This window comes from Streptomyces sp. NPDC047315 (genome assembly GCF_040643215.1).
Taxonomy (GTDB): domain Bacteria; phylum Actinomycetota; class Actinomycetes; order Streptomycetales; family Streptomycetaceae; genus Streptomyces.
Genome location: NZ_JBEYTZ010000034.1, coordinates 88,477 through 95,919, shown reverse-complemented (window position 1 = coordinate 95,919; position 7,443 = coordinate 88,477). Strand labels below are relative to the sequence as shown.

General features: G+C 70.3%; 5 protein-coding genes. All 5 read left to right on the top strand.

Annotated features, from left to right (window positions below):
* Positions 1-124: 124 nt before the first annotated feature.
* Positions 125-247, top strand: coding sequence for a hypothetical protein (locus tag ABZ842_RS31350; RefSeq protein WP_361544355.1), 123 nt, complete (start codon positions 125-127; stop codon positions 245-247).
* A gap of 420 nt (positions 248-667) precedes the next feature.
* The gene (locus ABZ842_RS31345; protein WP_361544352.1) at positions 668-1,297 is read left to right on the top strand and encodes a hypothetical protein; all 630 of its coding nucleotides are present in this window, start codon (positions 668-670) and stop codon (positions 1,295-1,297) included.
* Positions 1,297-1,620 carry a hypothetical protein gene (locus tag ABZ842_RS31340; RefSeq protein ID WP_361544349.1) on the top strand — a complete coding sequence of 108 codons (324 nt, stop codon included), beginning with the start codon at positions 1,297-1,299 and terminating at the stop codon, positions 1,618-1,620. Before ABZ842_RS31345 ends, ABZ842_RS31340 begins: the two co-directional genes overlap by 1 nt.
* An 804-nt stretch (positions 1,621-2,424) precedes the next feature.
* Positions 2,425-3,912, top strand: a complete 1,488-nt coding sequence (locus ABZ842_RS31335; protein WP_361544346.1) for a hypothetical protein — start codon at positions 2,425-2,427, stop codon at positions 3,910-3,912.
* 102 nt (positions 3,913-4,014) lie between these two features.
* Entirely contained in the window at positions 4,015-6,975 is a 2,961-nt protein-coding gene (locus ABZ842_RS31330) for an AAA family ATPase (protein ID WP_361544343.1), read from the top strand.
* Positions 6,976-7,443 lie beyond the last annotated feature (468 nt).

The window sequence follows — 7,443 nt, the reverse complement described above, 5'->3', positions numbered from 1 at the left end:
TCCAGAACTCCCACCGCCACCCTCGTCGCATAACCACCACAAACACCTACACACCCGGCACCACGTCCTTGACGAAGGACATAGAGACACCCCCCCGGAGGCCCAGTCGACGATGGACTCCGGCATGCGCCGCACCACCGCCGACGCCCTCACCCTCGCCCACGAAACCAACGCCACCACCGTCGCCGCCGTCCTGCGGCGCGTCTGGTGCTGGAGCAGGGCGACCGCAAGTTCACCCGCCGCATAGGCCCCACCACCACCGAATCCCGCGCGCTGCTCGCCGAGCACCCCGAGATCCGCCGGGCCGCCGAGGTCGCGCTCCGCACCCGCACAGCGTTCCCCCACATCCCGCCGTCCGCGCTCGGCACCGCGTTCTACCTCTTCAACGCCATCGACCCCGGCCAAGCCGCCTGGTTCTTCCAGCGCGTCGGCGACGGCGCCGAACTCCCCACCGGCCACCCGATCCTCGCCCTGCGCTCCCGCGTCACCTCCGACCGGGCCAAGGAAGGCCAGATCGACTGGTCCCGCCACCTCTCCTACCTGATCATCACCTGGAACGCGACCCGCGGACACCGCAACCTCGCCCGCCTGGTCCTGCGCCCCGACTCCCCGGCCCCCCAAGTAACCGCCGTCCCGCCTTCTTCCACACCCGGAGATGCCCCTCCCCATGAGCACCACGCACCGCCGTTCCGCGCTCCTGCTCGCCGCCGGACAGTTCACCCACGGCGGCGGCGAGCACACCGACCCCGACACCCTGGACGCCCACCTCGTCGACATCGCCGACAATGCCGCCCGCGCCCTGCTCGCTCACCGCATCCGCTGCACCCACCCCCACACCACCCACCGCGAACTCCTCTCCACCGTGGCCGCGCTCCGTGCAGTCCTCGGACTGTCCCCCACCCCCACCGCCGACGAGGTCACCACCTGGCAGGACCGCCAGCACGCCGTCCGCGCTCGGGCCGCCGAGGGCCCGACCACGTCCTACCCGACCGTCTTCACCGACGGCCCGTACTGCGGCATCGTCATGGAGCTCTACGGCCCCACGACCGCGTACCCGGCCGCCGACGACCCCCTCGGACACCTCACCGACGGCTGGATCGCCGGACCGCCCTCCACCACCAGCCTCCCCATCACCTGGGGCGCCGACAGCGAACTCCCCGGATACGGAACCGTCCGGTACAAACGCGGATACGCCCCGGCCGCCGAGGGCCTGTGGCCCTACCGGATGCGCACCGGCGACCCCAAGCCGCCCGCCGGCGCCCGCCCCGACACCAGCCATCCCTCCGGACAGTTCTGATGGGCACGCACACCGGCCAGCCCGCCCCCACCGAGCCCGTCGCCGAGGCCGACTGGGAGCAGGACCAGGTCTACATCCGGCTCCAGCAGCAGGCCGCCGAGGACCTGGTGCTCGCCGCCGGGTTCCCCCTCCACCCCGGCCCCGTCCCGAACACCACGGTCAAGGTCCGCACCCGGGTGCTGTGCCCGGCGTGCGGGCAGGGCCGGGTTTCCCGCGACTGGCGCCTTCACCGGAACTCCCTGACCGCCGGATCGGGCTGCGAGCGCCAGCACGTGTTCGTCGTGCCCGTTCCGGCGCTTATCCGGGCCGGGTACGAACGATGACCGCGCTCGTGCCGGCTTCCCGGCCGCGCCCGTGGGACGGGCGGATCATCGTCCGGGCCGCGGGCGGCACCCTCCTGCACATCACCCTCCCAGGGGCCCGGTGCCCGCGGCGCCGGTGTTCACCCTCCCCGTCGAATGCCGCCCCGACCCGGACACCGCGCCCGGCCTGCGCCGCTGGACCGGGCCGGTCGACGAGTCCCTGGTATGCCCGATGTGCCTCACTGGCAGGAACTGAGGCCGTCCAACCCAGTTAAGAGTGCATGCTGGTCGCTGCGTCCTGGCGACGGGATCTATGAACGAACTCGTGGCCAGGCGTCAAGTGCGATCTGCCGATAAGTAGGGGCAGTTGTCGCCCCTGCTCGTGGTCATCACCCCACTCGCGCCTTCCCTGCGGCGGCCTGCCGATTCACCCGGCCCGGCGCTTCTGGACCCGAGCGTCATCGCCAATCAGGTGCGCGCGGCTGGGGCGAACCAGGTCAGGGCCACCGGGCCGGAGACCGCCGACTTCGCGAGCAGACGTTTCGCGTTATGTCATAGTCGACTTCTGCGAGGTCGCAAGTGGGGGTGGGACTCGGTTTCGGTCCGAACCTCCGCTGTTCGCCCGAGCCCACCTGGGCACCGTGACCGGCACGCCGACAGGACTCGACAATGCAGCCGTCACCGGATCGCTGTCACCACCTCCTTTGCGGTGGGCTCTTGGATCGTGGACGTTCGTGCTGAAGTTCACCTGGGTGTGGGCGCGTTGCCTTATCGTCGGGTGGTATGGGGATCGCGGGGGGTGGCGGGGGCGGATACCGCCGTGCCGTGCCGTATGCCGGGGTGCCGCCAGTGTTCGACGATCGGACCAGGGACGCCTGCGTCGTGGTGCCAGGCATCATGGGTAGCGTCCTTCAGGACACCGCGACGGGTGCCCTGCTGTGGGGTGCGGACCTGGCGATGCTCACCAACCCGTGGACGGGCAAGGGCTTCCTCGGAGCTCTGCGTGCCGATGCTCAGGAGCGAGAAGCCGACGCTGATACCGCTCTGCGGGCGCCGTTGACCCGTATTCGTGCGACCGGGCTGTTGTCTAGGCCGTGGTGGCTGCCTGTTTTCCAGGGCTTGGACCCCTACGGCAAGGTGGTCGAGGTGCTGGAGAGGGTCACCCTGGGCCCGGGTGCGGTGGTGCCGTTTCCGTATGACTGGCGGCTGGCGGTCTCCTATAACGGGGCGTTGTTGGCTCGTGCGGCTCGTGCGCATCTGGTTCGGTGGCGTGAGCAGGTGGCTGCCCGGCCGGAGTGGCGTGCGGTGGGTGAGCGGCAGCCGCGGCTGGTGTTCGCCGCTCATTCGATGGGTGGGCTGGTGGTGCGGGCCGCGCTGGAGCAGGATCCGGAGCTCGCGGCCGACACGCGGGCGGTGATCACCGTCGGGACGCCGTTCCTTGGCTCCGCGAAGGCGGTCCTCGCGCTCAACCTCGTGCAGGCGGAGGCGAAGCCGGCGTGGCTGTTGCGGCATGTTCAGGGGATGGCGGCGACGTTGCCGGGTGTCCACGACCTGCTGCCCGGCTATCGCTGCCTGGACCGGGGCCTCGACGTCGATCGTCTCACTCCCGCGGACGTCGCGCGGTTCGGCGGCGACGCGGACCTTGCTGCACGCTCCCTGGGAGAGCGGGCGCGTCACCGGGAGAGCCCGGTCGTGCTGCCTGGGCATCGGGCGATCGTCGGCGAGGCGCAGGCTACCGTGCAAACCCTGGACGAGCAGGAGCCCACCGGCCGCGCGGTTGCGGTGGGCTGTCACCATGCCTTCGACGTCGGCGACGTCGGCGAACTCGTCCGCGACCCGCGCACCGGCATCCCCGCCCGCCGCAACACCTACGGCGACGGCACCGTCCACGGGCCCTCCGCCCAAGCGGGCACTGACGCCGTCCACTACGTCTTCGGCCAGCACGGCACACTCATGCGCCACGACGAAGTCCTGCGCCAGTTGCGTCGTATCGCGCTCGAACGCCCGCAGGGCGTCCACCTCGGCGGTGACGGGGCCGGTCCCGGCCTGGAGACCCCCCACCTCGGCGGGACCCTCGGACAGCCGCTCACCCTCACCGCCACCGGCCTGGACAGCCCGATGGGCGTGTGCTTGACCGTCCGCAGCACCACCACCGGGCGCCCGGGCCACCCGCTCACCCTCACCGCCGGCCCCGATGGTGCGCTCTCCGCCCGTTTCACCCCCGACGCGCCGGACCTGTACCGCGTGGTCCTGGACACCGGGACCCACGCGCCCATCTCCCAACTCGTCCTCATCACCCCACCCGACACCTAGATCCGACAGCCGATGACCACTCCCACCACCCCGCAACTTGTCCCTGCCGATGACGGAGCTGCCGAGCCGTTCCCAGCGGAGGGAGCAGTTGAACTATTCCCGGTGAACTTCACCGCCTACGAGCACCACCCGCATCTAGAGACCGACGTGCACGTGGAGGCGATCGCCGACCTGCTTGCCCCCTACGGCCTGCGCCTGAGTCGGTGGACGGTCACGGGGGAGGAACGGGACCGGCAGGCGGTCGAGGACCGGCTCGGCGTCTGGACGGGCGAGAGCGTCCCTCCCGGCAGCGGCAACACGGTGCTGTACTGGGTCGGCCACGGAAGCGCCGACCACCTCGCCCACTACCGGAGCCCGGCGCGCCACACCAGCGGCGTCAGCGCGCACGACATCGCCCTCGCCATCGGTAGCCGCCAGCTTCATCCCGACGCGGCGGGTAGCTGGGCCATCGTCGTCCTCGATGCCTGCTTCTCCCGCCGCTTCGCCCAAGCCGTTCACGTCGAACTCCTCACCAAGCACCCCGATGCCGGCCGCTACCTGCTGCTGTCCACCGCGGCCGAGGGCTACGCCGAACTTGGCGGCTTCACCCAAGCCCTGGGGCGGGCCGTGAACGTCACCTTTCGCGGACAGCCGGCCATCGGCCTCGCCACCCTCGGCATCCACCTCGCCCAAGAGCTCGGCGGCCACCTTGCCGTCACCGCTGATGACCACCGTGACCAACTCGTCCGCATCCTGCCCGACGCCGCCAGCGCCGTCTCCGCGCCCCTGGACCAGCTCGCCGAACTCCAAGCTGTCATCGACCAGCTCCCGACCGACGAGCAGCGCCACTTTCTTCCCAAAGCCTCCGGTGCCGAACTCGGCGAACTCGCCTGGTACTTTCACGGCCGCACCCTCGAACGCGACTGCATCCTCCACTGGCTCACCACCGCCACCCACGGCGCCCTCGTGGTCACCGGCCCCGCCGGCGCTGGGAAATCCGCTCTCCTGGGACACGTCCTCCTGCATACCCGCACCCAGCTGCGGGACATCTTCATCCGCCACGGCCACCTCCAACCCCTCCCCGCCGGTACCCCTTGCCCCGACGATCCCTTCGACCTCGTCACCCACCTCGCCGGCCTCACCCTCACCCACACACTCCAACTCCTCGCCGACGCCGCCGACCTGCCGGACCTCGCCCAACAGGCTGCCGCCGGCCAACCCCCCGCCGCCGTCGCCGACCAACTCATCAGCCGACTCCGCACCCGGCGGACCCCACTCACCATCCTGTTCGACGCCCTCGACGAAGCCGAACAACCCCTCACCATCGCCGACCTCCTCCTACGCCGCCTCGCCGACCTGCCCACGGTCCGCGTCATCATCGGCACCCGCCGTTCCACCCACGAAGGCCCTGACCAGCCCGCCCCCACCAACACCGACATCCTCGACGCCGTCCGCCCCCGGTGGACCTCCGGAACCCCGCGAAGCGACCCGCAGTACGTCGAGGTGTCCCAAGACCCTGAAGCCCTTGCCGGATACCTGCGTGCCAAACTCAACGCCGCCAAACGGCGCGGCACCCTCGTCGCTGACGACGCTCGCGTCGCGGACACTGTCCACCGGCTGGTCACCGCGCACCAGCACGACGGCGTCGAACCACAGCAGTTTCTCTACGCCCGCCTCGCCGCCCATGAACTCCTCAACGACCCCGACCTCCTTACCGACCCCACCCCCCTGATCGGCCGCACCCACCGACAGCTCTTCGCCCGCGCCCTCCAACGCCTCCACCGCACGAACCCCGCCTACACACCCCTCCTCCGCGCCCTCGGCCTCGCCCAAGGCCGCGGCCTCCCCGACCAGAACGACATCTGGGCCCACGCTGCCGACACCTCCACTCCCGTCGGCGCTGCCATCCCCGACCTACTTCGCGACGCCGCCCCCTACCTCGCCCTGGACCAGGAACACGGCCAAAGCGTCTACCGCCTCGCCCACCGCACCTTCACCGAACACTTCACCACCGCCCCCGACATAGCCCACCACCACGCCCGCATCACCATCGCCCTCACCCGCCACGCCCGCCACGCCTTGGAAACACACGGCACACACGACTGCGGCGCCATGGTCCCGTCGCCTGAGGCGATCAGCCCCTACATGCGCCACCACCTCGCCGCCCACGCCCGCCTCGGCCACCCCGCCGGAGGCTTCCATACGCTCGCTGATCACCCCGACGTTCTCGACACCCTCGACCTCGCCAGCATCACCACTGCCGCCTTCGATCACGGCTTGTCCTTCCACAATCTGCCCCCTGCCATTGCCGGAACCGTTCTACTTCAACACCATGCCCGCGACACCACCCTCGGTCAGCAGGCCGACGACACGACCTGGTGGCGCCGGTGGTGGCGCCGACTCGGCACCACCTACATCCAAGGCACCACACCCCCCGCCGAACTAAAGCCCGGCAATCCGGCTGGCTGGCCCGCCGCTCTGGCCGCAGGTGCCGTCCAGCGACGGCCCCTCCACCTGCAGCTCACCGGCCACACCGATGGGGTGACCGCGGTGGCGGTGTTCACTGCGGCCGATGGAACCCCCCGCCTCGCCTCCGGCGGCGACGATATGACGGTGCGGATCTGGAACCCTGCCACCGGCACCCAGGACGGCCAGCCCCTCACCGGCCACACCGATGGGGTGACCGCGGTGGCGGTGTTCACTGCGGCCGATGGAACCCCCCGCCTCGCCACAGGCAGCCACGACAAGACGGTGCGGATCTGGAACCCGACCACCAGAACCCAGGACGGGCAGCCCCTCACCGGTCACACCGACTGGGTGCGGGCGGTGGCGGCGTTCGCCGCGGCCGATGGAACTGCCCGTCTCGCCACCGGCAGCCTGGATGGGATGGTGATCTGGAACCCACAGACGCGAACAGGACGGCGACTCCTGACAGACTGCGTTGACGCACTGGTGGAATGCCACGGTCTGCTCATCGCAGGCACGCCATCGGGCTACCTCGCGATCGACACATCTTCCGTGGGCACCGACCCCACTCATACCGTTAACCGAGACGCTCCCACCTCAACCTCAGGGACACCGTAAGGCGGGATACAGCATTCCCAATCCCGCGACCACGTCGCCCCCGTCTAGGGGGTCCCTATGCCGGAGCCGCCTGCTGCCCGCACCGAGGGCTGCGAAGAGGGGGGCCGTTCAAGCCGGACCGTCCCGAGCTGGCGTGATGAGGCAGACCACCCCACTGCTGAGGGAATCGCTCCCTCGCGCCGGCAAAGCCCCTGCGGAGGCTGCCTTGCCACCCGTGGGCCGTCTCGCATAGGGCCGTACGGGCGTTGCGCGACGTGGGGCGTCCGGCCGATTCGCTCACGGCAGACAGGAAGGAAGCCCCGATGGGTGGAATTCGGCTTACGGGTATGTCAACGTACAACACCCCTCGACACCAGGTCGAAATTCGCGGGGCTCGTCATATTTCTCTCGGAAACCCATCTGCAGCCCATGGTGCTCGCGGCCCCTTGAATGGGAGGACGCGTCGAGCGGTGTCCGTATGGCGAACCT

Coding starts and splice junctions, on each gene's coding strand:
- ABZ842_RS31340 (WP_361544349.1), top strand. CDS start 1,297: ATGGGCACGCACACCGGCCAGCCCGCCCCCACCGAGCCCGTCGCCGAG.
- ABZ842_RS31350 (WP_361544355.1), top strand. CDS start 125: ATGCGCCGCACCACCGCCGACGCCCTCACCCTCGCCCACGAAACCAAC.
- ABZ842_RS31345 (WP_361544352.1), top strand. CDS start 668: ATGAGCACCACGCACCGCCGTTCCGCGCTCCTGCTCGCCGCCGGACAG.